The 25150-nt window shown below is 67.9% G+C and carries 24 protein-coding genes; 7 read left to right on the top strand and 17 right to left on the bottom strand.

The genetic code is table 11. The features are described 5' to 3' along the window. Position 1: 1 nt before the first annotated feature. Together AB0I34_RS40580 and AB0I34_RS40585 are read left to right on the top strand one after the other, a co-directional pair. Positions 2–514, top strand: coding sequence for a DUF1579 family protein (locus AB0I34_RS40580; RefSeq protein ID WP_360456782.1), 513 nt, complete (start codon positions 2–4; stop codon positions 512–514). Positions 515–533: 19 nt separating this feature from the next. Further along, positions 534–1217, top strand: a complete 684-nt coding sequence (locus tag AB0I34_RS40585) for a dienelactone hydrolase family protein (protein WP_360456785.1) — start codon at positions 534–536, stop codon at positions 1215–1217. Positions 1218–1309: 92 nt separating this feature from the next. Here the strand turns inward: AB0I34_RS40585 and AB0I34_RS40590 are convergent, their stop codons facing one another. From AB0I34_RS40590 to AB0I34_RS40620, 7 genes are all read right to left on the bottom strand, one after another. Next, positions 1310–2869, bottom strand: coding sequence for an FAD-dependent monooxygenase (locus tag AB0I34_RS40590; RefSeq protein ID WP_360456788.1), 1560 nt, complete (start codon positions 2867–2869; stop codon positions 1310–1312). Continuing rightward, the gene (locus AB0I34_RS40595; RefSeq protein ID WP_360456790.1) at positions 2845–3411 is read right to left on the bottom strand and encodes a hypothetical protein; all 567 of its coding nucleotides are present in this window, start codon (positions 3409–3411) and stop codon (positions 2845–2847) included. Before AB0I34_RS40595 ends, AB0I34_RS40590 begins: the two co-directional genes overlap by 25 nt. A 53-nt stretch (positions 3412–3464) precedes the next feature. Then, complete coding sequence (locus tag AB0I34_RS40600) at positions 3465–4121, bottom strand: CBS domain-containing protein (protein ID WP_360456792.1); 657 nt, start codon at positions 4119–4121, stop codon at positions 3465–3467. A 156-nt stretch (positions 4122–4277) separates the two neighbouring features. Further along, positions 4278–4781 carry a DsrE/DsrF/DrsH-like family protein gene (locus AB0I34_RS40605; RefSeq protein ID WP_360456795.1) on the bottom strand — a complete coding sequence of 168 codons (504 nt, stop codon included), beginning with the start codon at positions 4779–4781 and terminating at the stop codon, positions 4278–4280. Positions 4782–4792: 11 nt separating this feature from the next. Beyond that, complete coding sequence (locus AB0I34_RS40610) at positions 4793–5107, bottom strand: TusE/DsrC/DsvC family sulfur relay protein (protein ID WP_360456798.1); 315 nt, start codon at positions 5105–5107, stop codon at positions 4793–4795. 2 nt (positions 5108–5109) lie between these two features. Further along, entirely contained in the window at positions 5110–6354 is a 1245-nt protein-coding gene (locus AB0I34_RS40615; RefSeq protein WP_360456801.1) for an FAD/NAD(P)-binding oxidoreductase, read from the bottom strand. A 4-nt stretch (positions 6355–6358) separates the two neighbouring features. After that, positions 6359–6919: a hypothetical protein gene (locus AB0I34_RS40620; RefSeq protein ID WP_360456804.1), complete on the bottom strand. Its 561-nt coding sequence runs from the start codon at positions 6917–6919 to the stop codon at positions 6359–6361. 190 nt (positions 6920–7109) lie between these two features. Between AB0I34_RS40620 and AB0I34_RS40625 the strand changes: the two genes are divergently transcribed. From AB0I34_RS40625 to AB0I34_RS40635, 3 genes are read left to right on the top strand one after another with little or no spacing between them, the layout of a single operon-like run. Continuing rightward, complete coding sequence (locus tag AB0I34_RS40625) at positions 7110–8489, top strand: MBL fold metallo-hydrolase (RefSeq protein ID WP_360456806.1); 1380 nt, start codon at positions 7110–7112, stop codon at positions 8487–8489. 26 nt (positions 8490–8515) lie between these two features. Further along, positions 8516–9487, top strand: coding sequence for a hypothetical protein (locus tag AB0I34_RS40630; RefSeq protein ID WP_360456809.1), 972 nt, complete (start codon positions 8516–8518; stop codon positions 9485–9487). 16 nt (positions 9488–9503) lie between these two features. Then, on the top strand, positions 9504–11900 hold the full coding sequence (locus AB0I34_RS40635; RefSeq protein ID WP_360456811.1) for a glycosyl hydrolase family 65 protein: 2397 nt from the start codon (positions 9504–9506) through the stop codon (positions 11898–11900). Here AB0I34_RS40635 and AB0I34_RS40640 read toward each other — a convergent pair. The 7 genes from AB0I34_RS40640 to AB0I34_RS40670 form a co-directional block, all read right to left on the bottom strand. Next, entirely contained in the window at positions 11871–14471 is a 2601-nt protein-coding gene (locus tag AB0I34_RS40640) for a cation-transporting P-type ATPase (protein ID WP_360456814.1), read from the bottom strand. The genes AB0I34_RS40635 and AB0I34_RS40640 overlap by 30 nt on opposite strands. Before the next feature lie 140 nt (positions 14472–14611). Next, entirely contained in the window at positions 14612–14851 is a 240-nt protein-coding gene (locus AB0I34_RS40645; RefSeq protein ID WP_360456817.1) for a hypothetical protein, read from the bottom strand. Then, positions 14848–15408: a flavodoxin family protein gene (locus tag AB0I34_RS40650; RefSeq protein WP_360456820.1), complete on the bottom strand. Its 561-nt coding sequence runs from the start codon at positions 15406–15408 to the stop codon at positions 14848–14850. Before AB0I34_RS40650 ends, AB0I34_RS40645 begins: the two co-directional genes overlap by 4 nt. A gap of 2 nt (positions 15409–15410) precedes the next feature. Then, positions 15411–17087 (bottom strand): sulfate permease, encoded by a 1677-nt coding sequence (gene sulP, locus AB0I34_RS40655; protein ID WP_360456823.1) that lies wholly within the window; start codon positions 17085–17087, stop codon positions 15411–15413. 1 nt (position 17088) lies between these two features. Next, entirely contained in the window at positions 17089–18012 is a 924-nt protein-coding gene (locus tag AB0I34_RS40660) for a universal stress protein (RefSeq protein WP_360456826.1), read from the bottom strand. A 214-nt stretch (positions 18013–18226) separates the two neighbouring features. Beyond that, entirely contained in the window at positions 18227–19123 is an 897-nt protein-coding gene (locus AB0I34_RS40665) for a universal stress protein (RefSeq protein WP_360456829.1), read from the bottom strand. 5 nt (positions 19124–19128) lie between these two features. Continuing rightward, positions 19129–19269 carry a hypothetical protein gene (locus AB0I34_RS40670; RefSeq protein ID WP_360456831.1) on the bottom strand — a complete coding sequence of 47 codons (141 nt, stop codon included), beginning with the start codon at positions 19267–19269 and terminating at the stop codon, positions 19129–19131. 284 nt (positions 19270–19553) lie between these two features. On the opposite strand from AB0I34_RS40670, the gene AB0I34_RS40675 reads away from it, so the two are divergent. Then, complete coding sequence (locus AB0I34_RS40675) at positions 19554–20060, top strand: hypothetical protein (RefSeq protein WP_360456834.1); 507 nt, start codon at positions 19554–19556, stop codon at positions 20058–20060. Continuing rightward, the gene (locus AB0I34_RS40680) at positions 20057–20395 is read left to right on the top strand and encodes a hypothetical protein (protein WP_360456837.1); all 339 of its coding nucleotides are present in this window, start codon (positions 20057–20059) and stop codon (positions 20393–20395) included. The genes AB0I34_RS40675 and AB0I34_RS40680 overlap by 4 nt, the downstream gene beginning before the upstream one ends. Before the next feature lie 16 nt (positions 20396–20411). On the opposite strand, the gene AB0I34_RS40685 is transcribed toward AB0I34_RS40680, so the two are convergent. The 3 genes from AB0I34_RS40685 to AB0I34_RS40695 are packed head-to-tail and all read right to left on the bottom strand — an operon-like array spanning position 20412 to position 25123. Beyond that, on the bottom strand, positions 20412–21377 hold the full coding sequence (locus AB0I34_RS40685; protein ID WP_360456840.1) for a nitroreductase family protein: 966 nt from the start codon (positions 21375–21377) through the stop codon (positions 20412–20414). Continuing rightward, positions 21374–22438 carry a zinc-dependent alcohol dehydrogenase family protein gene (locus AB0I34_RS40690; RefSeq protein WP_360456843.1) on the bottom strand — a complete coding sequence of 355 codons (1065 nt, stop codon included), beginning with the start codon at positions 22436–22438 and terminating at the stop codon, positions 21374–21376. Before AB0I34_RS40690 ends, AB0I34_RS40685 begins: the two co-directional genes overlap by 4 nt. Before the next feature lie 24 nt (positions 22439–22462). Beyond that, positions 22463–25123 (bottom strand): GNAT family N-acetyltransferase, encoded by a 2661-nt coding sequence (locus AB0I34_RS40695; RefSeq protein ID WP_360456846.1) that lies wholly within the window; start codon positions 25121–25123, stop codon positions 22463–22465. Positions 25124–25150 lie beyond the last annotated feature (27 nt).

Genomic DNA, 25150 nt, shown 5'->3' on the forward strand with positions numbered 1-25150 from the left:
CATGAGTACTGACATCACCGCCGTACCACGACCACTCGAGGCCGGCGCCGAGATGCGAGATCTCGCCCGCTTCCACCGTGACATCACGTGGAGCGGGACGATCCAGCCGGGCGGAATGGGACCGGGCAGTCCTCGGATGACGGCTGTCGGTGAAGGACGGCACGAGCTGATCCAGGACGGCCTGTGGATCGTCGGCAACTACCAGCAGGACCAGTTCCTCACCGACGGCACGTTCGTCCTCCGCTGGCATCTGCACTGGGTCGCCGGCTGGGACCCGACCGCACAGGAGTACCGCGCAACGGTGGCCGACAACTATGGACACACCGAGATCCTGCGCGGGTGGATCGACGGTGATCTGCTCACCTTCGAGAGCATCGGCACCCCGCCTGTCCGGATCCGGTTGTTCTGGCACATCGCCGACGCGCACACCATCATCTGGCGCAACGAGGCCTCGATCGACCGCCAACCGTTCAAGCTTGTCGAGCGCTACGAGTGCCACCCCGTCGAGCCGTGATGCGGAGCACACTGGAGCGATGAGGACGGAAACGCTCGACGCGGCCTGGCTGGCTCTTCCCGACGGGCCGGGACCGTATCCCGGGGTGGTGGTCATCCATGAGGCCTTCGGACTCAACGACAACATCCGCGACGTCTGCCGGCGGTTCGCGGCTGAGGGGTATGCCGCGCTGGGCATCGACCTGTTCGAGGGCCGCAGTCGCGTCGTGTGCATGGCGCGGATGTTCGCAGGCGCGATCGCCGGCAATCTCGACCACTACGGCGTGCCGGCCCTCAAGGACGCACTCACTCGACTGGGCAACCATCCCGACGTCGATGCCGACCGGACCGGCGCCATCGGCTTCTGCCTGGGCGGCTCCATCGTGTTGACCTGGGCTTGTAGCGATGACCGGCTCTGTGCGATCGCGCCGTTCTACGGCGCCGCACCCAGGCCGCGGGAGGCAATCCGTCGCCTGTGTCCGGTCGTTGGATCATGGCCCGGCAGGGATTTCACCACCAAGGCCGCCAGGATCCTGCAGACGCACCTGACGGCGGCCGGTGTGCCGCACGATCTGAAGGTCTATCCAGGTGCGAAGCACTCCTTCTTCAACGACCAATGGCGCAACTACGATGCCGCCGCGGCATCGGATTCCTGGCAGCGAGTCCTGGCGTTCTTCGCCGAGCACGTCAGGCCCGGCGCGCCAGGAGCAGGCGGCAGCAGCTGACCTCGGCACCGATCGCGTAGCTGCGAGTCGGCAATGAGTCAGGATCGGGCCTGATAGCCGCCCTCGGTTCAGCCCGGAGCCTCGCTGGAAGGTCAGCGGGCTCCGACGAGGTGCAGCCACGCATTGAGCTTCGCAGCGCCTTTCGGGCCCGAGCGATAACCGATATAGCCGTCCGGACGGACGGCGAGGACTTCGGGTCCTGGTCCACCGGTCAGGCGATGGACGTGAACTCGCGGGCCCGGAGAGTCGACCAGGTCCACGTCGCCGGACAGCAGGAGATGTATGCCGGGTGCCGCGGTGAGCTCGTGCAACCGAACCGCTCCACCGTCGCAAATCACTGTTGCGTCTGGCAATCGATCGCCTGACCTGAGGTTTTGGCCGGACGACGGCGTGCCGTCTTGCGAGAGCACGCTGGAGCGGTGGTTCACCCGGAGCTGGGAAAGCGTGCGGATCGTCTCGGCCAAGAACTGCTCATGCCGCAGCAGCAGTGGCGCGGCCGGTGCCAGCAGAGGTGCCAAGGTGCCGCGCAGCAGGGCAGGAAGCGGATGTGTCGACGCCTCGGCGAAGAAGATCGCGTGCGTCATCGCGAGCACCCGGCGTGCGACCGGCCGGCGTTCCTGGTCATAGGAGTCGAGCAGGTCGCCGTAGGCGCTCACGTCGCCCGCTGCGTAGGCCAACTTCCAGCCGAGGTTGATCGCGTCCTGGATGCCGGTGTTCATCCCCTGCGCCCCGGCCGGGGAGTGCGTGTGGGCGGCATCCCCCGCGAGGAACAGGTGCCGGTACCGATACGTCGCGGCGAGCCGGTGCTGCAGGGGCACCTTGGCCGACCACCGCAACTCTTGTACGGCGACGCCGAGACCCGATTGATCGAGCAACTGCTGGATCTCCGCTGCCGGAACACCTTCGCCGGGTTGCCCGAAGCCGTTCTCGACAGGCCCTCCAACCGGCCGGGTCGCGAGCACGCGCCAGGTCGCGCCCTCGCCGAGCGCGAACAGGAACAGCAACCCGGTGCGGCCGGCGGCGACATGCAGGGCATTCGGGGTCAGCTCGCCACCGAGCTCCACATCGGCCAGCACGACCTCCTGCCGGTACGAAGCACCTCGCCAGCCGATCCCGGCAAGGGAACGCACAGTGCTCGTGGCCCCATCACAACCGACGACGAACCGGCAGGGTGCCTCCTCAATTCCGGAACTCGACCGCAGTGCGGCCCTTACGACGCCCTCCGCGGTCGCGATGTCCGCCAGCTCCACCCCGCGCTCGACCGTGACGCCTCGATGGGTCAGCGCCTGTGCCAGGACGGTTTCGACATCCATCTGCCGCACCAGGGTCAGATGTGGGAACGCGGTGTCGGGCAAGGCCAGTTCGGACAGCTGGACGCTGACCCGTCTGCGCCCCAGATGCACCTCCGCGCGGGGCGAGATGTCTGCCCTGTCAAGCAGTGCGTCGGTCACGCCGAGCGGCCGCAGACATTCCAGCGTGCGCGGGTGCATGATCATCGCGCGCGACGGCCGGAAGACCTCCGTCCGGCGTTCCACCACCCGCACTGTGGCACCGTGGCCGTGGGCCTGAAGAGCCGCGGCCAGTCCGGTCGGCCCAGCACCGACGACCAGAACATCCACCGGCTCGGTCAGGCCGCGTCGACCAACCGCCACCAGGACCTCTCACCGGTAGGTTCGATCGGATCCAGAATGTGAGCGTCAGCCAGCAGGTCCTCGCACCGCAGGTCTGGAATCACGCGGTAGCGGACGCAGCCAGTCACGCTCACCAGCTCGAGTACTCGCCACAGCGCACGAGCGTACGCCTCCGCTGCCTCAGGCCCGTCCCACTCGTAGACGCCTCGATAGAAGCCGTGGTCGTCGTGAGCCAGCCACAGCTTCGAGACGAATCCCTCGAAGCCGACGAACAGCGGGAGGTTCAGCCAAGACTCCCACCGAAACAGCGTGTGCCCACGACCATGCACACCGCGCAACAGGAAGGCCACCACCAGAACGCACGGGTCGGCGGCCGGCGGCCGATCGACCACGGTTTCCCGGTAGACCCGGCCGCGAGTTCCGTCCGCGAACCACAAACGCCGGCCGACGTGCTCACGTGGCTGATGTATGCGACGCTGCACCAGCAGCTTCCCGCTGGCCACAACGCACCGCACCACCGCGGCGAACGCGGTGGCCCGGGGCAACGGCCCTTGCTGAGTCATCAAGTCCTCCTTCGATCAGGGCGCACAACAGGTCGCGTGACGCCGCCGCGAGGTCACGCGTAGCGGGCGCCCGTGCCCGGCGCGGGCACAGTGTCGTCGAAGGCCCACGTGAGCTGGTTGACGACGCCGACCACTCCGTCGACCTCACGCGTCAGCTTCTCTGCGATCGCAACCATGCTGCGGTGGTCGAGCTGGCCGGTCAGGGTAACGACCCCGTCATCGACCGTCACCTCGACCCCGGACGGGTCCTCCCACAACGCGTGCTCGACGATATCGCGCCGCACCCGCTGGAGAATCCGCTCGTCCGGTACCAGGAAGGCCGTCAGCAAGTCCGATCGCGTCACGATGCCCGTCAGGACCTCGCCGTCGGTGACGATCAGTCTGGTGATTCCGCGTGCGGCCATCAGCTTGGCCGCCTCGGGGATCGTCGAGCCTTGCTCGATCGTCACCGCCGGGCCTGTCATCACATCCCTCGCCCGCAGGCCGGCAGCCTTGGCACGAGCCCGGCGATGCCACCAGCGCAGTGCCCACGGCGACGACGGCGAGCGCTGGAACTCCTCCTTGCGGAGCAGGTCCGTCTCCGAGACCACGCCGCCGACGCCGCCGTACCGGTTGATCACCGGCAGCGCGCTGATGTGGTGCTCGGCCATCAAAGCCACGAGCGTCTTGTACGGCGTGTCCTCGGCCACCGTGATCACGTCAGTCGTCATCACGTCCGAGACTGTCAGCAAATGCCTCATCGCCTTCTCCGTTCTTCACTCGCTCGGATGGGCCGCGAGGATCTCGCGCAGCGACTCGACGAAGCGCAACGAGTCGTCGTACCCGCGCTGCCAGGGCCAGGCGATCCCGGGCTGATTCATCAGACGTCAGATGAAGAGCAACTGAGCGCCTTCGGTCTTTTCGATGAAGTCGGCTGCGCTGATAATGCCTTCGACCTCGTCGTACAGATCGGACTCGTCGAGCTGCATCATGTCCGCCGACATCCGGCAGGCCCACAGGTGACCGCCCGAGGCGACGATCTGCTCGAGGAACTCCGGTACGTCGGGGACGCCGACCTCCTCGATCTGCTTCTTCATCTGGCGGGTGGCCAGCGCGGTCATTCCCGGCAGGCCGCCGAGTCCCTGTGGCATATGGGTCGCGGTGTTGCCCAGCATCGTGAACTTCAGCTCGTGCATCCGCGACTTGGTGATCATGTCGAAGCCCCAGAACGTGAAGAACAGATGCGTCTCCACGCCCTCGCCAAGGGCCGCATTCGCCAGGATCAGGCCCGGGTAGGCCATGTCCAGGTTGCCCTTGGAGCAGATGATGGCCAGCTTGCGGCCCTCGGCCTGGTCACCGAAGTCGGGTACGACAGCCAGTGTCTCGGTCATGACGATCTCCTTCACACACAACCACGCGGTTTGGGCAGGCCGGCGACGTACGCCATCTTCTTGGCCGGCTTGACCGGGAACAGGACGAACAGTTGCTTGATCGGGATGCCGGCCAGTGTGGACACCCGCCGCAGCGTCGCCGTCTCGCCGTGCGAGGGGAAGTCCGAGCGGAGGAACCTGATCGCCTTCCAGTGCTCGTCGGTCAGCTCGATACCGATCTGGGCGGCCAACTGTTCCGCGAGCGGTTCGTTCCATTCGCCGTACTCGGTCAGGAATCCCTCGGCGTCGACGTGGATGTCGGCGGAGCCGATGGTGAGGACAGGCATGATCAGTTCTCCTTGTCGGGTCGATGTTTGCCGGTCATGGACATGTTGCTCGGCAGCGGTAGCCGGCGGCCGGGCAACAGCAGGTGCCAATAGATCCACCGGAACGCCAACTTGCCCCAGTGATTGCGGGCGGTCTCCCGCAGGAGGGTGAACGGGCCGACTCGCGGCAGTGGGTACTCGCCGGGCAACGGCTCGGTGTCGTAGTTGAAGTCGATCAGCAGGCCCTTGCCGTCTCCGGACTCGACGAAGCAGTTGGCGTGCCCGTCGAACCGCGCGGTCATCGCCGTACCCTCGACGTACTCGCGGAAGTTCTCGGTGAACACCTCGACCGAGAAGTGTGCCACCGACCCGGCTTTCGACGTCGGCAGGTCGTTGGCGTCGCCGATCGCGAAGATGTCCGGGTACGCCGTCGACTGCATGGTGCGGCGATCGACCGGGACGTAGTTCAGCTCGTCACCGAGACCGGACCGGGCGACGAAGTCTGCGCCCATGTTCAGCGGGACCGTGACGAGGAGATCGAACGGGATCTCGCGCTCGTCGTACGACACCAGCACTTTGCGCTCGGGGTCGATCCGCTCGACCAGGAAGTCGGTCTCCAGCGTGATCTTGCGATCCTCGAGCATCCCGCCGAGCCGCTCGGCGGCGATCGGCTTGGTGAAGGCGTCGGACAGCGGCGTCACGTAGACGATCTCCACCTGGTCGCGTGTTCCGTGCTCACGGAACCAGGCTTCGGCCAGGAAGGTGAACTCCAGTGGTGCGACCGGGCACTTGATCGGCTGATCGACGATGTGCACCACCAAGCGGCCGCCGCGGAACGACTCCAGCCCGCCGGCCAGGGCGGCCGCACCGTCGTAGCTGTAGAAATCGAAGATGCTGCGGCGCCACTCGGTGCCCAGCATGCCAGGTGTCTGGTCCGGCCGTGGCGAGGTACCGCTGGCGATCACCAGGTAGTCGTAGCCGAGCGCGTCACCATCGGTGAGCTTGACGACCTTGGCCACGGGGTCGATCCGGTCGACCTCGGCGAGCTGGAGCCGGATTCCGGGGCGCAGGAGACGCCGCCGGGGCTTCCGCAGTTGCTCGGGCCGATAGCGCCCGAACGGGAGGAACAACAGGCCGGGCTGGTACAGGTGGACATCGTCACGGTCGAGGACGGTGATCTGCCATTCGTCCATGGCCAGATGGCGGCGGAGCTTGTTCGCCGCCATCGTGCCCGCGGTTCCAGCACCCAAGATGACCAAGCGCTTCACGACATCACCGCAGCCAGGGGTAGCGGTGGACGATGTCGAGACGTCCCCACTGCTTGCCCAAGCCCCACACGTTGCCAGCAGCAACCAGAGCCAGAACCACCAGCGTGATCGCACCGAGAATGTGCTCGTCCAGCACCGGGTTGTTCTCCGGCGGCAGGTTCGCGGTCCACATCAACACATACAGCAGACCCCCCGCCACCGCGGCGATCCGCATCCCGATCCCCAACGTCAGCGCCACACCAATAGCTGCGAGAGCAACCATGAACAACGGACTAACCCACCAATCACCCACCAGCGACTGATAGAAGTCCGCGAACGGGCCGCTCGTGCCTTTCCCCAGGAACCCGGCCGTCGGATCGCCACCATCGACCCAGCCCTTGCCCTCCGCAGTCGCATAACCGAACCCGAATAACTTGTCCACAAAAGCCCACAAGAACGTCAGGCCGAAAGCAATCCGCAGCACCGCGAGCGCACGGCCCGCCGCAGTAGTGATGACCGGATACCGATCACCATCAGGCTCCATCACAGGAGCCGGCACATCACGCCGACGCGGAGTCGTGGTCATTGTCATGTCCTTTCCTCGTTCCGTTGCCTTCATCGTCCGGTCGCGGAGCCGCGCCAGGTCAGGGGCCGCGGTCACCGCTCGGTATGCCGAAGGACCCCCCCACCTCAGGACCGAAGCCCGCAGCACGGCGGCGCTCCGGTGACCCAAGCTGAAGTAGCGAAGCGGCTCGGCGCACCGAAGGGAGCCTGCGATGAGTACACCCGTGCTGACATTCCTCGGCGCGGCCGGAACGGTCACGGGCAGCAAGTTCCTGCTCGAGTACCAGAACCACCGGACGCTGATCGACTGCGGGCTGTTCCAGGGCGAGGCACGCTGGCGGCGCCGGAACTGGGACAGCTTCCCGATCGATCCCCACACGCTCGACGCCGTCGTACTCACTCATGCTCATCTCGACCACTGCGGCTACCTGCCGGCCCTGGTCCGGCAGGGCTTCCACGGCCCGGTGATCTGCTCGCCGGCGACCGCCGAGGTCGCCGCGATCGTGCTCCGCGACGCCGCACACCTGCAGATGGAGGACGCGGGCCATGCCAGGGCCGGCGGCTACTCGCGGCACGATCCGCCGTTGCCGCTGTTCGACAGCGCCGATGCCGAGCGGGCGATCCGGCACTTCCGCCCAACGCCGGAGTCCGGCATGTCCGAATTGCCCGGAGGCGGCACCGTCACCCTCTACCGGGCCGGCCACATCCTCGGGTCGACCTTCGCCGTCGTCGAGCTGGGAGGCCGTCGGTTGGCGGTCAGCGGCGACCTCGGCCGGCAGAACCATCCGCTTCTGCTCCCACCCGAGCCCTTGCCTGACGTCGACGCGGTGGTGATCGAGTCGACGTACGGCAACCGGCTGCACCTGCCCGTCGACCATGCCCGGTTGGCCCGGCTGATCACATCGACAGTCGAACGCGGAGGCGTGGTGCTCATCCCCGCCTTTGCCGTCGACCGCACCGCCGTCATCCTGCACGAGCTCGCCGTACTGACCACAGAGCGCCTGATCCCACACCTGCCGATCTACGTGAACAGCCCGATGTCGCTGGCCGCGCTGAACGTCTATCGCACCGCGGTGGAACACAAGTCCGACGAGCTACGACCGGAGATCCTCACCGGGGACGACCCCTTCGACCCCGGCGACCTGCGACTCGTGCAATCGGTCGACGAGTCGATGCGGATCAACAACCCCGGCAGACCCTGCATCATCGTTTCCGCCTCCGGGATGGCCACTGGCGGCCGAGTCCTGTACCACCTGGAACGCCTCCTGCCCCAGACGAAGAACACGGTTCTCCTTCCCGGCTACCAGGTTGCCGGCACCCGTGGTCGCCAGCTGCTCGACGGCGCCCGGTCGGTCAAGATCCACGGCCGCTACGTCCCCGTCCGCGCCCGGGTCACCGACATGCCCGAGTTCTCCGCCCACGCCGACGCCGACGAACTCGTCAACTGGCTGTCGACCGCGCGTCGAGAGCCTGACGCCGTGTACGTGGTCCACGGCGAGGAGGACGCCCGGCATGCCCTCGCGGACCGGATCGGCGACGAACTCGGCTGGACGGCCGTGACACCTCATCACCTCGAACGGGTCCGGTTGTAGCCGACCCCGCACCAAGGAGCACAACCATGAGCAGAGCGACATCGTTGACCCAGGACGAGGTGGGCATCTTACTGGCCTCGGCAGTTCACGCACCGTCGATGCACAACACCCAGCCCTGGCGGTTCGAGGTCGCCGGTCAGGTGATCGACATACACCTCGACGAGGACCGCGTCCTGCCGGCTGAGGATCCGTCCGGACGGCAGATCCGGATCGGACTGGGCGCAGCGGCCTTCAACCTCCGGGTGGCGGCCGCGATGCTCGGGCACGAGTCGACCTTCGCCGTCACACCCGACCCCGCCGAGCCGACCGTGGCCGCCAGGATCTTCCTGGCCGACTCCCTCTGCCCGGTGCCTGAGCTGGCCACCCTGTACCGCGAGATCGGCCGTCGACACACCTATCGCGGCCCGATGCGCGACCTGCCCATCCCGCCGATGGTGATCAGCCGGCTGTCGAGGGCTGCGACCGCGGAGGGCGCGGAGCTACACCGGCTGGACGAGGACTCGATACGTCAGCTCGCCAGGACACTGCGGCAGGCCGACGACCTTGACCTGCACGACGAGGACCGCCTGCACGAACGTTCCCGGTGGATCGGCGGCGAACGGGCGGACGACGGCATACCGTCCACCGCCCTCGGTCCGCTCCCCACCGGACCGGCGATGGTCAGAGATCTCGCCGCCGGATCCCACATCGAGGGCCGGGAGCAGACGGCGTTCGAAGCGAGGCCGGTGATCGCCGTGCTGAGTACCGACAACGAGGACGAGGCCGCCTGGGTGCGGGCCGGGCTGGCCCTGCAGCGAGTGTTGCTGGCGGCAACATCGTCGGTCCTGGTCGTGTCGTTCCTGAATCAGGCGCTGGAGCGCCAGGACTTGCGCCGGCAGGTCCGCGACCTGATCGGCGGCGCCTGGCCCCAGATGATCCTCCGAATCGGCTACCCGGCCGCAGCAGAAACCAGCACCAGCCGCATCCCGTGGCAGCACTCACTCGATCGCTCGTTCTGATCGGCGGACATGAGCCATGAACGACTGGATCCATCGGTTCAGCGGGTACGAGCCGTCCGACGAGCGGCGGCGTGAGGCGCTCTGCACCGTCGGCAACGGGTACTTCGCCACCCGGGGCGCCTGGGCCGGATCCTCGGCGACGGATCATCACTACCCCGGGACCTATCTGGCCGGCTACTACAACCGCCTCATCGACGACGTCGACGACCATTTGGTAGAGAACGAGAGTCTGGTCAACCTGCCCGACTGGCTTCCCCTGACGGTCGCCATCAACGACGGCGACTGGATCACACCGGACACCTGCGAGGTCCTCGAACACGACCAGGAACTTGACCTGCTGCGAGGCGTACTGACGCGGCGCTTCCGGCTGCGCGATCCACTCGGCCGGGAGATCAGCGGCGTCGAGCGGCGCTTCGCCAGTATGGCCGATCCACACCTGGCGGGCCAGACACTGGCCATCACGGTGACGGGCTGGGCCGGCCACCTCCGGCTCGGATCCGCGGTCAACGGGGCGGTGCGCAACTGTGGCGTCGAGCGGTACCGGAAGTTGTCCGGCCGGCATCTGACCGAAGTGAGCCCAACGGTTGACGATGACAACCTCATGGTCGCGGCGGCTACCTCGCAGTCGCGTCACCGGGTCGCCGTCGGCATCCGGACCGTTGCCGCCCACAACGGATCGCCGGTTGCCGGCTGGACAACGCGGACGGACTCGGACTCCGCGTACGCCGAGCTCGTCGTACCCGTCCAGGCTGGAGATGTCGTCACGGCCGAGAAGGTCGCGGCGATTCATGGCTCTCGAGACGTCGGCATCTCGGAACCACTGCTCGCAACGCAGACGGCGTTGGCCCACGCACCCGGCTTCGACCAACTCCGCGAAGCCCACGTACTCGCCTGGTCCCAGCTCTGGCAGCGCTTCTCGATCGAGCTCGAGGAGCCCTTCGACGGCACTATGGCCGCTGTCCGGCTGAACCTGTTCCACCTGCTGCAGTCGGCCTCCGCGCACAGTGGCGACACCGATGCCGGCGTACCTGCCCGTGGTCTGCACGGCGAGGCATACCGCGGTCACATCTTCTGGGACGAACTTTTCGTCTTCCCGCTGCTGACTCTGCGGATGCCGGCACTGACCCGCTCGCTGCTGCGCTACCGGTATCGACGGCTCCCGGCCGCCCGGCAGGCAGCACGGCGGGCCGGCTACCCCGGGGCGATGTTTCCGTGGCAATCAGGCAGCGACGGCCGCGAGGAGAGCCAGCGTCTGCATCTCAACCCGCTGTCGGGCCGATGGACCGAGGACGCAACCTTCCGGCAGCGTCACGTCGGCCTGGCGATCGCGTACACCATGTGGCAGTACGTCGAAATGACCGGCGATCTGGAGTTCCTCGGCGACCGGGGTGCCGAGGTCATCATCGAGGTGGCCCGGTTCTTCGCCGGACTCGCGGAGTACGACCAGGGTCGCGACCGCTATGTGATCCGGGGTGTGGTCGGGCCGGACGAGTTCCACACCGGCTATCCCAGTCGGCCCGCCGCCGGGATCGACAACAATTCCTACACGAACGTGCTGGCCGTCTGGTTGTTCGGAGTCGCCGCAAAGGCACTCCAGCGGCTGCCGGCCTGGCGGCGGGCGGAGCTGACCGCCACACTCGGCCTGCGCTCCGAGGAACTGAGCCACTGGGACGAGCTGACCCGGAGGATGTACGTTCCCTTCCACGACGGCGTGATCAGCCAGTTCGAGGGGTACGAGCAGCTGACCGAGCTCGACTGGCAGCACTACCGCTCCACGTACGGCGACATCCGCCGGCTCGATCGGATCCTGGAAGCCGAGGGCCGCGACGTTACGTCGTACCAGGTCTCCAAGCAAGCCGATGTCCTGATGCTGTTGTACCTGCTGCCTCGTCGCGAGTTGCACGACCTGATGGAACGACTCGGGTACCCGTTCACAGCCACCACCGTGCGCGCCACGGTCGAGTACTACCTGGCCCGGACCTGCCACGGCTCGTCACTCAGCGCGGTCGTGCACGCGTGGGGCCTGGCGATGCTGGATCCCGACCGTGCGCTCGAATTCCTCGAGCAGGCCTTGCACAGCGACGCCGGCGACCCCAGTCAGACCGGCACGGCAGCGGAGGGCATCCACCTCGGCGCGATGGCTGGCAGCATCGATCTCATCCAGCGCTGCTTCACCGGGTTGGGCGGCACCAACGACGTCCTCCGGTTCGGGCCTCGCTGGCCGGCCAAGCTCGGCACCCTCAGGATGGTCCTTCGCTATCGCGGGCACCGTATCGTCGCCAAGGTCTCGACCAGTCGGGTCACCCTCACTGTCGACCCCGGCCCTGGGCCTGCCATCGCAGTTCGGTGCTTCGGCCGCACCCGGCTGCTGAGGCCCGGGGAATCACGCAGGTGGTCGAGCCGCGGCGGCTGACCTCCGGGCGGCCCGACGAACCAGCTTCGCGATCGTGTCGACCGCGATCAGCACCATCGCCGCACCGGCGGCGTACAGCCAGCCTTGGTACGACGGCCAGCCGCCGCCCAGCAGGTCCGCGACCTGAGGAACGCCGAGGAAGACAACCAGCAGCGCGACCTCAGCGACCACGGCCACCAGCAACGCCCGGTTCCTGGTCGGCGGAATCTCGAAGACCGTACTGCGCTCACTGCGGCAGGCGAAGGCATTGGCAAGCTGGGCCAGGCCGATCACCGCGAACGCCGTACCGGACGCGATCGCAAGGCCGGCCCCGGAGGGTTCAGTGCCGAGCCGCCAGCCGGTACCGATCAGAACCGAGAGAAAGGCGCCCATCGCGAGCAGCGCCTCCGTCGGACCGAGGATGCCGAAGGCCCGGACCAGCAACTCACGGTCGACGATGTGGCGGTGGCGAGCCGGACCGTCCAATGTGTGCTTGCCGGCCGGTTCGACGCCCAGCGCCAGAGCCGGCAACATGTCGGTCCCGATGTCGAGCGCGAGCACCTGCAGGACACCGATCGCGAGCGGGATCGAACCTCCGGACAACGCCCAAACCGCGAAGGGTGCGAGCTCGGCCACGTTGTCGGTCAGGTGATAGGTGAGGAAGCGCCGGACGTTGGCGAAGGTGGCCCGGCCGAGACGGATCGCCGTCACGATGCTGGCGAAGTGGTCGTCCAGCAGGACCAGATCCGCTGCCGCCCGGGCGACGTCGCTGCCCGAGGCGCCCATCGCCACACCGACATCGGCCTCGCGCAACGCCGGCGCGTCGTTGACACCGTCACCGGTCATCGCAACCACGTGACCGCGAGCCCGCAGTGCCCGGGCGATCCTGAGCTTGTCGGCCGGGGTTACCCGGGCCACCACCACACCCTCGTCCCGGTCGAGCAACCTACCCAGGCGATCGTTGTCGGCCGGCAGATCCCGCCCGGTGAGCACCAGACCGCCAGGGCGAAGCAGACCGACCTCACGCGCGATGACCGCGGCGGTGGCAGCGTGGTCGCCGGTGATCATGGCGATCCGTACGCCGGCCCGGCGACAGGCATCCAGAGCGGCGTGCACATCCGGTCGGGGCGGATCCTCCAGACCGAACACGGCCAGCAGCTCGAGGCCATCCGGCGCCAACCGGAGGCTGCCGTCGTCCACCAGATTGGTAGGTGCCAGCGCCACCGCCAGCACCCGGTGGCCCCGGCTGGCCAGTTCGTCGACCGCGGCAATCGCGTCCGGTCCACCATCTAGCTGGCAGTAGGGCAGGAGCGCGTCCGGCGCGCCGATGACGATTGTCTCGCCTTCAGCAAGTACCGCGCTGTACCTCGTCTCGCTGCTGAAACTGACCCGATGACTGATCCCGGCAGGAGCAATCGGCCTCACACCGAGCCTCCGGGCCAAGACATCGAGAGCGACTTCCATCGGATCACCTTCGGCAACCCAGCGGCCCTTCTTCCGGACGACGTGCCCTCGGACGCAGGCAACGGCTGCCCGGGCAGCGCGCATGACCTCGGCCACCGCCGCCGGCGTGCCCTGGGCAGAGCCTGTTGGGTTGTACCCGCTGCCTTCCATCGTGACGGTCCCCAGCGGTGTCCAGATCTCCTCGACGGACATCTGATTCATCGTCAGCGTCCCGGTCTTGTCGGTGCACACGTACGTCGTCGCACCCAGCGTCTCCACCGCGTCCAGACGTCGTACCAGCGCATTTCCGCGCGCCATCAACTGCGCCCCGCGGGCCAGCGACAAGGTCACCGTGGGAAGCAGACCCTCAGGAACCAGGGCTACCATCACGCCGACCCCGAACAGCAATGCCTCAGTGAGTCCCAACCCGAGCAGCATCGACGCCACCGCCAGCGATACTCCGACCGCGACCGCGATGGCCGCGATCACGCGGACCAACCGGTGCAACTCGATCGTCAGTGGGCTGTCCGGATGCTGAGCGCTCTCGGTCAGGGACTGGATCCCGGCCAATCGGGTCGAGGCTCCGGTCGCGCTGACGATCGCCTCCGCCTCACCCTCGACCACGAAGGTCCCGGCGAACACCGGCGTACCTTGCCCTGGCCGGACCGGCACCGACTCCCCGGTCAGCATCGACTCGTCTACCGCCAGGGAATGGACCGCCACCAGCCGAAGATCCGCACTGACCTTGTCACCCGCCGCGAGCAGGACTAGATCCCCGACCACGAGGTCAGCGGAGTCCACACTGGTGACCTCCCCATCACGGACGACTCGGATCCGGGCAGGCAGCAGGTCCCGAAGGCGCTCGGCGGCCCTATCGGCCCGGTACTCCTGGGCAAAGGCGAAGACGCCGTTCAGGACGACGATCGTGACGATCGCGCCGGCCAGCGGCACCAGTCCCGCCACGAACGCAAGGACGGCGGCAAGCCACAACATGATGGCGAACAGATGAGTCATCTGAGCGAGCAGCAGTCTCCAGGCGCCGGACCGGCGTGGAGCGGGCAGTGCATTCGGTCCGTCGACCGCCAGCCTCGTGGCAGCCTCCATCGACGACAACCCCACCGCCCGATTGTCGACACTCCCGGCGGTCACGAGCGCCTCCTCTCGACGGTTGCCAAGCCACACTCAGCCTCTTGGCTGACGCTAGAGACGCCGCCCACGGCAAGTCAGAGGCACACGTCCCGCTGCGGAGGGCCGAACGACGCGTGTCGCAGTCTGAGCCCGGCTATGAGTCAGATGTCTATTTCGTACTCGTGGAGGCGGGCTCGGGCTTCGTCGAAGTCGTCGCGCGTCATCTTCCCCGTGGCGTAGCGACGCTCGAGGATGTCCAATGGCGACGGGAGCGCCCTGGGTGGTGGCGGGTGGTGGATGGTGCGGATCGCCAGCACGATCGCGCCGCCGATCGCCGCCAGCCAGATCGTCAACCCGAACACGATCCAGCCGAGCGTAGGGTCGATGCCGTTGTGCATCACGCGGATCGCCTGCTTTCGCGCGAGATGGTGCCGAGTACGGACCGGAGCTCCTGGCCGAGTTCCTCGCCCCACCGGCGGGCCCGCTCCAGTTCGCGCTCGTCGATCGGGCCGGTGGTGTCGTCGACGAAGAAGCTTGCCGGTGGCACCATTGCCCTGAAGTCCCGTCGATGCAGGAGCTTCGCCGCGGACTTGGCGGCCGACCCCGGCAGGCGCCGGACCTTGGTGATGCGGGTGTCGAAGGTTGCGGAGATCGTCTTGGTGGTGCGGACCGGCAAGGAGCCGAGCCACTCGCGGATCCCGGTGTCGACCGGCATCGTGACGTCGCCCTGCTTGCCGGCGTCCGTCCGCGTCGACGGCCGGCTCATGCTGAACGCGTGCGTCGGTCCGCCGACGACGAGCAGCCGGGCGTCGGTGGGGATCCGGCCCGGCATCCGGTCGACACGGACCAGGTCGGTGTCGATGAGGGTGCTCAGTCCGTCGCGAATCGCGGCCGCGACCTTCTCGGTGTTGCCGAACATCGATTCGTACACGATGAGGGCACGTGGTGTCTCGGACATGGTCAACTCCTTGCTTCGGTGGTGGTCCCCGTACGGTCCCGGAAGGCTTGTACGGCGGTGGGTAGTGTGAAGAACACGTGGTCGCGGCCGAGCCGATCGAGGAACCCCGCAGCCTCGAGATCGTCGGACAGATCCTGCTTGACGCGTGCCATCGCCAGCACGACCCCGCGGTTGGACAGCTCCTGTCGAAGCGCGTCGAGCGCGTCGATGGCGGTGATGTCGATCTCGACATTCGCCTCGGCATTCAGCAGCAGCCAATGCACGGGCGGATCGGCGTTGTCGACCGCGGCGAGTGCACGGCGCCGGAAGTCCTCGGCGTTCGCGAAGAACAGTGGTGAGTCGTAGCGGTATACGACCAGGCCTGGAACCGGGCGCGCATTCGGATAGTCGTCCACGTCATGCATGCCTGCGATCCCAGGAACGATGCCGAGGATACCGTCGTGCGGCCGCGCGACCCGGCGCAGTACGTCGAGGACGGACAACCCGACCGCGACGAGGACGCCGTACAGGACATCCAGAGCGACGACGCCGGCTGTGGTGGCCAGGGCGATGATCAGTTCGGTACGGCGGAAGGCGGAGAACCTGCGGAATTCGTCCAGATCCACCAGCCGCAACGCCGCAAAGACCACCAGAGCACCCAGCGCCGCCGACGGGAACATCGACAGCAACGGTCCGGCGAACAGTAGGGTCATGACCACGACCACCGCGGTAACCAGTGAATAGACCTGGCTCTTCGCGCCGGTCGCGTCCGCGATCGCCGTCCGGCTGCCACTACTGCTGATCGGGAATCCGCGGAGCAGACCGGACGACAGGTTGCCGACGCCCATGGCCAGCAACTCACGATTCGAATCGATCCGCTCGTGATGGCGTTGCCCGAACGCACGACCGGTCAGCACGGTGTCGGTGTAGCCGACCAATGCGACGCCGAACGCCGGAAGAAGCAGCATGCGCAGATCCGCCGCAGACGCCTGCGGAAGTTCGGGCACGGGGATCCCTGACGGGACTGCCCCGACCAGCTTGACGTCCAGACCGGTCGCCCAGACCACGACCGATGCCAACACCACCATGACAAGTGGTCCAGGTAGGCGCGGCAGCCACCGCGCGGAAACCAGTAGCAAACCCAACACCGCCACTGACACAACAACCGTCGGCGTGTGCCACGAGCCGATCTGCCGGGCGGCTGAGACGACCTCCTCGACAGAGGAATCGCCGCTGACGCGTACGCCGGCCAGCCTCCCCAGCTGGCCGGTCATCATGATGACCGCGATCCCGGCCATGTATCCGACCAGCACCGGTTTGGACAGCAGATCCGCCAGGAACCCCAATCTGGCCAGCCAAGCGATCAGGTAGACCCCGGCGACGAGGAGCGCCAGTACTGCCGCGAGCATCGCGTACCGGGTCGGATCTCCGGCCGCCAGTGGACCGATCGCCGCGGCAGTCATCAACGCCGTCGTCGACTCGGGACCGAGGGAGAGCAGCCGCGAGGAACCGAGCACGAAGTACACCAGCAGCGGACCGAGTGCCGCCCACAGCCCAGCGACGGCCGGAAGCCCCGCCACCTGCGCATAGGCCATCACCTGTGGTACCAGGTACGCCGCGACCGTCACGCCGGCGAGTACGTCGGCCCGCATCCAGGAGACCTGGTAGTGGCGGAGAGCGGCGATCCCGGTCGTAGCCATCTCAGTACATCGGTGTCACGATGTCGGGCCGACGGGGCTCCAGCAGGCGCTCCCGCTCGACGACGGTCAGGTGATGCGGAACGATCGCTACGGGGCACGGCATCGCTGCCACACAGCGCCGCGCCACCGGGTCCGTGGCCGGCACGGAGCCGTGCGCGCCCACGACGATCAGGCCGACATCCTCGCTCTCGTGCAGGATCGCCTCCGCGGCAGGCCGGCCGCTGAGGAACCGGGTCAACCGCACCTGCGGGAACTCACTGGTCCATGCGGCCACTGCCTCGCTGATCGTGTGGTCCGCCCGGCTGATCCACGAGTGCTCGACATCGTCGTCATTGAACGCATGGTCGGGCGGCAGGCCGGCGCGAACCACGATCAGGTCGCCCTCACGGGCCGCAGCAGCCCGGAACGCGAATTCCACCGCCTCGGCCGACTGCCCCGAGCCGTCGATGCCGACAGCGACCTTGCGATCCACCTGGGACGGCCGCCAGGAAAGCGGTACGACCAGGACCGGGCAACCGACCCGGGCCGCCAGGTTCAGATTCGTCTGAGCGGCGACCAGCCGCTGCGGACCGCGCTTCGGCGTCCGTCCGATGATCAGCATCCGCGCGTGCGGTGCGATCTCCGCGAGCACTCTCGCCCGTGAGCCATCCTTCGACACGGCCTCGAGCTGCAGGCCGTAGCCATATCGATGCCTGACATGCGCAGCTGCCACCCGCAGGGCCGCGTCGGCCAGGTCGCCAGGCGGCTTCGGCAGCTCGGTCGGCCGCATCGGGGAGAACGTGCTGTGCGCGCGGTAGGAAGCAGCGAGCACCAGGTCGGCACCGGACCGCAGCGCCTCCACGCACGCGTAGTCGACCACGCGCATCCCCTCAGCCGTGCCGTCCACCTCGACGACGACAGGTCCGTTCCGTACCCAGCTCTTCATCTCATGCCTCCTTCGACTTTCCTCACCTTGAGCGTCGCTCGTGCACATCTCCGCCGGCAGAGGCGCGCTACCTCGGCGTCCAGGCCGGACAGCGACAGCTGGAAGGACTTTCGTCCCCCCAGCTGTAGCTGTGACGATCGATCGGCCGACGCAAGTCGGTGCCGTGCGGCCTGTCCGCCTACGGGCCGCACGGCACCTTGCTGGTTCGCGCCCCTCAGCACGTTCCAGCGTCTGCGGCGTCGTCTCGACGATCGTGGACGACGGCGATCGGGCAGGTCGGGTGATGAAGGATGCCCCGGGCAACGGATCCCAGCAGCATCGAGGTCAGCCGGTGGTGCCGGCGGCCCCCGACGACCAGCAGCTGGGCGTCGCTCTCCTCGGACGCGGTGACGATCGAGTCGACCGGGTGACCCCGCCGTACGTCGACCTCGACTGTCAGGCCGGGGTACTTGCTCCGCAACCGGTCCGCCAGCGCTTCGACGCGTCGCCGCGACCGGTCCATCAGCTCGTCGCTGACGCCCGCCACGTTCACGGCATCCCAGCTGTACATGGTGGGCAGGTCCCAGGCGTGCAGCAGTCGGACCGGCAGGTTCCGCTCGGTTGCCGTGGCCACGGCGAAGTCGATTGCCTCGTGGTCCGTGTCAGCGTCTTCCACTGCCACGACCACAGGCCCGGCATGGTCGGACGGCTTCCAGCGGTCAGGGATCACGACCACCGGCCGCGTCGCTCCCGAGGCGACCGCCTCGGAGGTCGAACCGATCACCAGTCGCCTGAAATCGCCGAGCCCGCGCCGGCCGACAACCAGCATCCGGCCGTCAGCCGCGACCTCGGACAGCGTCGCCGCCGGCGGACCCGCGACCAGATCCATCTCGTGGTCGAGCGGACCAGGGCTGTTGTCGAGGTGCCTTTGCACGTCCTTGACGAGTTCCATCGCAGCGTCGTCGACAACGGTCGGCTGCCAGTACGACGTGTTGCGCAACTTGTCGTCGATCACGTGAACCGCCCGCAGCGGCTCGTGGCGCAACTGGGCCTCCTGCAGTGCCCAATCGAGGGCTCCGCTGTCACGCCACGAGCCGTCGATGCCGACGTGGATCACCGGCTTGGTCGTCATTGTCATCACCGCAGCCAGGGGTAGCGGTGGACGATGTCGAGACGCCCCCACTGCCTGCCCAAGCCCCACACGTTGCCAGCAGCAACCAGAGCCAGAACCACCAGCGTGATCGCACCAAGAATGTGCTCATCCAGCACCGTGGTCATTGCCATGTCCTTTCTTCGTTCCGATGCCCTCATCGTCCGGTCACGGAGCCTCACCAGATCAGGGGCCGCGGTCACCGCTCGGCATGCCGAAGGACCCTGGGGTTCGGGACCGAAGCCCGCAGCCGCGGCCCCGTCCCGCGCGCGAGGCTGAGAGCGTGGAGCGGTCATGGCCGCGCACTGACAACCAGGAGGCCCTCGATGCCTGAAGACCAGATGCCGATCGAGCAGATCGACGCCGTGCTCACCGCTGCCATCACGGCCCCGAGCATGAACAACACCCAGCCATGGCGTTCGTGGTGAACGGTCACGTCATCGACGTGTTCCTGGACGGTTCCCGGGCGTTGCCGGCGGACGACCCGAGCGGGCGGACTAAGCGGATCGCCGGCGGTGCCGCGACGTTCAACCTGCGCTGCGCGGCCGCGGCGATGGGCTACCACACCTGGCTCGGGCTGGCACCGTTCCCGGATGAACCGGACCTGGTCGCCCGCATCGTCGCCGAACCGGTCGACGTTCCCGACCAGGAACTCCGCGACCCCCACACCGAGATTCCCCGCCGTCACACCAGCCGCACTCCGGTCCAGGACCACTCGATCACCTCGGTCGTCCGGTCCGCGCTGATGCAGGCGGCCTTCAAGGAGAAGGCAGAGCTGACCTGGCTGGGCGACGCGGAGACCCAACAGCTTCTGGACCTCGTCCGCGAGACGGACCTCCGGGAGATCGGTGACTGGCACCGCAGCGCCGAGCGGTCCCACTGGGTCGGTCGTCGCCACAACGCTCCGGAGGAGTCATGACCAACGAACCGGCTTCGGTCCAGCACGACCTGGATCAGTGGGAGCACGACCTGACTGTGCTGGCCGAAGAGCTGGCGGCCGGCGACCTGAGCCTGCCAGCGCAGCTGATGGCGACCGTGCAGGAGACGCTGACCGCCTACCGCGGTCGCATCGTGCCTCGCCTCGCGCTCACTCGGGCGCCGGCCGTCGCCGACGAACTCAACCTCGCGGTCGACCGCCTCGAAGCCATCCGCCGCGACTTGGTCGCCACCGGACCGACCCCCAAGCTGCAAACCCAGCTGAGCGAAACCCTCGCGGTCCTCCGCGTCCTCGTCAGAATCGCCCTGCGCGGCTAGCGCGCCCGCTGAGTGGTCAGTTCAGCAGTACATCGGAGATCGGGCGGCGAGGCGTCGCCGGGACGGGTGGGCCATAGCCGACGCGGATGATGACTTGCGGGCGGTACGAGGGACCGAGCGGGTCGTTGATCAGCCAACGGAGCTCGTCGTGCTCCAGCGCCTGGTTCAGCAAGGACGTCGACAGTCCCAGAGCGGTCGCCTCCAGGAGCACCCTCTCCATCGCCTGACCGGCCCGGAGCCACTCGGGACGACCGTCGTGGCGAGTCGACAGCACCGCCAGTTGCGGTTCCGCCTCGAACGCGGTGACCGTCCGGCTCTCGTCCGCGGGAGTTGCGGCGAGATCCCGGACCGGCGACATTTCCCCCTCGCTGCGTGGCCCGAGCGCGCTGCTCGGAACACCGTCCCGGGCACGTGCGCCGCCGACCCAGCGACGCCGCTCGGCGCTCCTGGCCGCGTCTTGATCGTCCAACGCGCCGGCATCGCTGCTTGCCAGCTGCAACCATCTCCGCCGGGCCGGTGCTTCCGCCCAGTCCAGCAGAGCGCCCTCCAGCCGGGCGGACAGCTCCAGCAACTTCTGGACCTCCGGCGTAACCCGTCGATCGCTGTAGGGCTGCCGGTTCGTCCGACGAAGCGGCACGTACGGCGCCAGCGCCGACAGCGTCTGGATATCCGGTCCGGGGATGACCAGCTCGACCTCGGCGACGAGATCGGGATGCGCCCGATCCAGAACGCTCCTGCTGTCGGTGCCGTAGCCACAGAGGGCCGCTGCGACGCGCAGGTTGAACACCGCGGCGCCGAGCGACAGGTAGAGCATCCGCCGGTCGCGATCCTCGGCCGGAAGCTCCCGCTCGCGGTCGCGATGAACCTCGACCACCCAGCCGCGGAAGCGGAACCTCCATGGCTGGGTGTTGTGCACCGAGGGCGCCGCGACAGCCGCGCGGAGCAGCTGATCGCGGACGTCCTCGGCCGGCGTCGCCGTCACCGGCTGTCCTGCTCCGCACCTTCGGCGCTGAAGAGAGCGACCTTCAGCGCACCCGTCTCACCCGCGCGGGCGAACACGTCGTACGCGTCCTGCATCTCGTCCAGACCGAAGCGGTGCGTGATGAGTCCGGGCAGCTCCAGGCGACCGGCCGCAAGCATCGACAGCAGGCGAGGTGTCGACACAGTGTCGACCAAGCCGGTCGTGATGGTCACGTTCTTGATCCAGAGATCTTCGAGGTGCAGCGTCGCCGGCGCACCGTGCACACCGACATTGGCGACCGTCCCGCCCGGACGAACCACTCGGGTGCATAGCTCGAAGGTCGCCGGGATGCCGACGGCTTCGATCGCGACCTCGGCACCCAGGCCACCAGTCAACTCCCGCACGGCGCCCACGACGTCGTCGTCCGGACTCAACGCCACGTCGGCGCCCCGTTCGAGGGCGGCTTTCCGGCGGGAGTCTGCCACGTCGACGACGATGATCCGGGCGGGGCTGAACAACTTGCTGGTAGCGATCGCGGCCAGCCCGATCGGACCTGCGCCGACGATCACGACCGTGTCGCCAGGAGACACGCGCCCATTGAGCACGCCGACCTCATACGACGTCGGCAGGATGTCCGCCAGCAGCAGGGCAGCCTCGTCCGTGACGTTGTCCGGCAGTTTGTGCACCGAACGATCCGCGAACGGCACTCGGACCTGCTCGGCCTGCACACCGTCGATCAGGTGACCCAGAATCCAGCCACCGCCCCCGAGGCACTGCCCGTACTGGCCTTCGCGGCAGTACTCACAACGCCCACACGATGTGATGCACGAGATGAGCACCCGGTCGCCCGGGGTCAGCCCTCGTACTCCGGCACCAATATCCAGGACGGTTCCCACTGCCTCGTGACCGAGGATCCGGCCGGGCTGGACCGTCGGCACGTCGCCTTTCAGGATGTGCAGATCCGTACCGCAGATGGTGACCGCGTCGACGCGGATGATCGCGTCCTCGGAGTCCTCGATGACCGGATCCGGCACCTCTTCCCAGCTGCGGCGCTCCGGACCGTGATAGACCAATGCTTTCATCTCACTTCTCCTTTCGACGGGGGTTCAGCGCAGATGCCGCGCGTACCAGTCGTGCGGCGGGCCGGCCGGGGTGATGTGCAGCTTCGCGTCGATCGCGACGGCTCCGGACGGAGCGGCGGTCAGCGGGTTGATGTCGAGCTCAGCGATCTCCGGCAGCGTCTCGGCCAGCCAGGCGACTCGGTGCAGTACGTCGAGAACCGCGGCCTCGTCGGCGGGTTCGCCGCCTCGGTAGCCGGCCAGTAGAGGCGCACAACGTAGTGACCGCACCATTTCGGCGGCGTCCAGATCGGTGAGGGGAAGGCCACGCCAACGGCGGTCGGCCATCAGGTCGGTCAGCACCCCACCGCTGCCGGCCATTACGATCGGACCGAACAACGCGTCGCGGACCATGCCGACGACCATCTCGGTCGAGCCCGGCGCCATCGCCTGGACGATGACACGCCGATCACCCGTCGCCGCGGCGATCTCGTCATATGCCGCTTCGACCGCGCGTTCGTCGGCCAAGCCGACGCGCACTCCCCCGACGTCGGTCTTGTGAACGATGGTTTCGGCGGCTGTCTTGACGACGACGGGATAGCCGACCCGACCGGCCGCGGTCCGCGCTTGCTCGCGGTCGCTCGCCCGGATCGAATGAACCACAGGGATTCCAGCACACTGCAGCAACTGCTCAGCCTGCTCCGGACCGAGCCAGCCGCCCTCTGGCCGGTGCTCCAGGAACCGTCGTACAACCGTCCGTGCACCCTCCGCGTCGATGCCGGCCAGCGTCGGTACTACGCCTTGCGGACGCGACCGCCAAGCGGCGTACCGGACGGCGTGCGCGAGCGCACGAACGGCGCTCTCCGGGAAGGGAAAGACCGGAAGGTGTGACCCGTTGGCCAACGGAACCCGCGGTTCGGCGTTCGGCGCACCGAGGCAGGTGACGAGGATCGGCACCTCCGAATCGGCCGACGCGGCCCCGATCGCGGCGTAGGTCTCGGACACGCTGCCGGCCCGTGTCGCGGCGTAGCAGACCAACACCGAATCGGCCTCGCCGCTGTCGAGCACCACGCGAAGCGCGCGTTCCAGGGTCTCTGGAGACGCCGCGGCGCCGAGGTCGACCGGGTTACCCGCGCCGACCGCGCCAGTAGCGGCCGTCAACTCCTGCTGGGTCGCCGTACTGAGTTCGGGAACCTCCAGACCGAGCCACCCGGCCGCGTCCGCCGCCAGCACACCCGCGCCACCTGCGTTGCCGATCACGGCCAGCCGATGACCCTTCGGCAGCGGACGTCCGGCAAGCACCCGGGCCGTCTCGACGAGCTCCTCGAGCGTGTCCATCCGCAGTACGCCGGACTGCTCGAAGAGGGCATCGACGGCGGTGTCCGGTGTCGACGCGGCGGCGGTGTGCGAGGCGCCCGCACGCCGGCCGCCGGTCGAGCGGCCGCCCTTCACCACCAGGACCGGCTTGGTCCGGCCGACGAGCCGGGCGAGCCGGCCGAACTTGACCGGGTTGCCGAACGACTCCAGATACAACGCGATCACGTCTGTCCGCGGATCGTTCCACCAGTGCAGCAGCAGGTCGTTGCCGCTGACATCGACCTTGTTGCCGAGGGAAACGAACTCCGAGATGCCCAGGCCGATCCGGCTCGCATGGTCCAGGACCGCAATGCCGACGGCGCCGGACTGCGCGGCGATTGCCAGTGAGCCGGGCAGCGGGGTCACGTCGGCGAACGTCGCATTGAGGGCGACGTCGGGTGCGGTGTTCACGATGCCGAGGCAATTCGGGCCGATCAACCGGATGCTGTGCCGGCGGGCGATCGCGAGGATCTCGCTCTGCAGCCCGTTCGCACCGAGCTCGGAGAAGCCGGATGTGAGGATGACAGCGCCGGCAACGCCCTTGTGACCACATTCGGTGAGTACCTGGCTCACCTGCGCGGCGGGAACCGCGATGACCGCGAGGTCAACAGGTCCCGGCACCGCGCGGATCGACGGGTACGCCGCTACCTCGGCGATGCGGTCGGCTCGCGGGTTCACGGCGTACAACTCACCGCAATAGCCACCGCCGGCGAGCGTACGCAGTACTTCGTGGCCGATGCCACCCGGCGTGCGACCGGCACCGATCACCGCGACCGCTGCCGGGGAGAACAGCGGTCGAAGGGACTTGTCCTCGGCCTGGCGTTCGCGTTCGGCCATCCGGTCCAGGGTCCGCGCCGAGTACGACGTGTCGAGCATCAACTCGACCACCCCGCTGTCGAACCGGTGCGTCTGCTCGAATCCCGAGTCCGTGAAGACGCGCAGCATGGCAGCGTTCTCCGCCAAGGTGTCGGCGCGCAGACGGTGGATGCCGGCCTCGCGGGCAACCGCGGCCAACTGTTCCAGCAGCAAGGTGCCGATCCCCCGCCCGTGCACCGCGTCGTCCAGCAGGAATGCCATCTCCGCCTCGCCCGAGCGGATTACTTCGTAGCTTGCGACCCCGACCACGCGCCCTGCGCATTCCGCGACCAGAGCCTGGTGCCCGGGACTACCGTCGGCCAGGTGGTGCGCGTGCTCGTCCGCGCCACGGCGGTCGAGCGCGAAGAACCGCAGGTACACCGAACGGTCCGAGAGCCGCTGGTTGATCGCTTTCAGGGCGGCCTCGTCGCCGGCGCCGATCGGCCGTATCCGAACGTCCGGTCGTGCAGGAACTGGTGCGTCTCGTTCAGCGGGCACCAGCCGATGATCGACGGGTGGCTGTAG

The organism is Kribbella sp. NPDC050281 (assembly GCF_040655855.1).
Lineage (GTDB): Bacteria > Actinomycetota > Actinomycetes > Propionibacteriales > Kribbellaceae > Kribbella.

What these genes read in the sequence shown, in the direction of transcription:
- AB0I34_RS40580 (WP_360456782.1), top strand. Translation starts at nt 2, where the DNA reads ATGAGTACTGACATCACCGCCGTACCACGACCACTCGAGGCCGGCGCC.
- AB0I34_RS40585 (WP_360456785.1), top strand. Translation starts at nt 534, where the DNA reads ATGAGGACGGAAACGCTCGACGCGGCCTGGCTGGCTCTTCCCGACGGG.
- AB0I34_RS40595 (WP_360456790.1), bottom strand. Translation starts at nt 3,411, where the DNA reads ATGACTCAGCAAGGGCCGTTGCCCCGGGCCACCGCGTTCGCCGCGGTG.
- AB0I34_RS40600 (WP_360456792.1), bottom strand. Translation starts at nt 4,121, where the DNA reads ATGACGACTGACGTGATCACGGTGGCCGAGGACACGCCGTACAAGACG.
- AB0I34_RS40605 (WP_360456795.1), bottom strand. Translation starts at nt 4,781, where the DNA reads ATGACCGAGACACTGGCTGTCGTACCCGACTTCGGTGACCAGGCCGAG.
- AB0I34_RS40610 (WP_360456798.1), bottom strand. Translation starts at nt 5,107, where the DNA reads ATGCCTGTCCTCACCATCGGCTCCGCCGACATCCACGTCGACGCCGAG.
- AB0I34_RS40620 (WP_360456804.1), bottom strand. Translation starts at nt 6,919, where the DNA reads ATGACCACGACTCCGCGTCGGCGTGATGTGCCGGCTCCTGTGATGGAG.
- AB0I34_RS40625 (WP_360456806.1), top strand. Translation starts at nt 7,110, where the DNA reads ATGAGTACACCCGTGCTGACATTCCTCGGCGCGGCCGGAACGGTCACG.
- AB0I34_RS40630 (WP_360456809.1), top strand. Translation starts at nt 8,516, where the DNA reads ATGAGCAGAGCGACATCGTTGACCCAGGACGAGGTGGGCATCTTACTG.
- AB0I34_RS40635 (WP_360456811.1), top strand. Translation starts at nt 9,504, where the DNA reads ATGAACGACTGGATCCATCGGTTCAGCGGGTACGAGCCGTCCGACGAG.
- AB0I34_RS40650 (WP_360456820.1), bottom strand. Translation starts at nt 15,408, where the DNA reads ATGTCCGAGACACCACGTGCCCTCATCGTGTACGAATCGATGTTCGGC.
- sulP (WP_360456823.1), bottom strand. Translation starts at nt 17,087, where the DNA reads ATGGCTACGACCGGGATCGCCGCTCTCCGCCACTACCAGGTCTCCTGG.
- AB0I34_RS40660 (WP_360456826.1), bottom strand. Translation starts at nt 18,012, where the DNA reads ATGAAGAGCTGGGTACGGAACGGACCTGTCGTCGTCGAGGTGGACGGC.
- AB0I34_RS40665 (WP_360456829.1), bottom strand. Translation starts at nt 19,123, where the DNA reads ATGACGACCAAGCCGGTGATCCACGTCGGCATCGACGGCTCGTGGCGT.
- AB0I34_RS40670 (WP_360456831.1), bottom strand. Translation starts at nt 19,269, where the DNA reads ATGACCACGGTGCTGGATGAGCACATTCTTGGTGCGATCACGCTGGTG.
- AB0I34_RS40675 (WP_360456834.1), top strand. Translation starts at nt 19,554, where the DNA reads ATGGCGTTCGTGGTGAACGGTCACGTCATCGACGTGTTCCTGGACGGT.
- AB0I34_RS40680 (WP_360456837.1), top strand. Translation starts at nt 20,057, where the DNA reads ATGACCAACGAACCGGCTTCGGTCCAGCACGACCTGGATCAGTGGGAG.
- AB0I34_RS40690 (WP_360456843.1), bottom strand. Translation starts at nt 22,438, where the DNA reads ATGAAAGCATTGGTCTATCACGGTCCGGAGCGCCGCAGCTGGGAAGAG.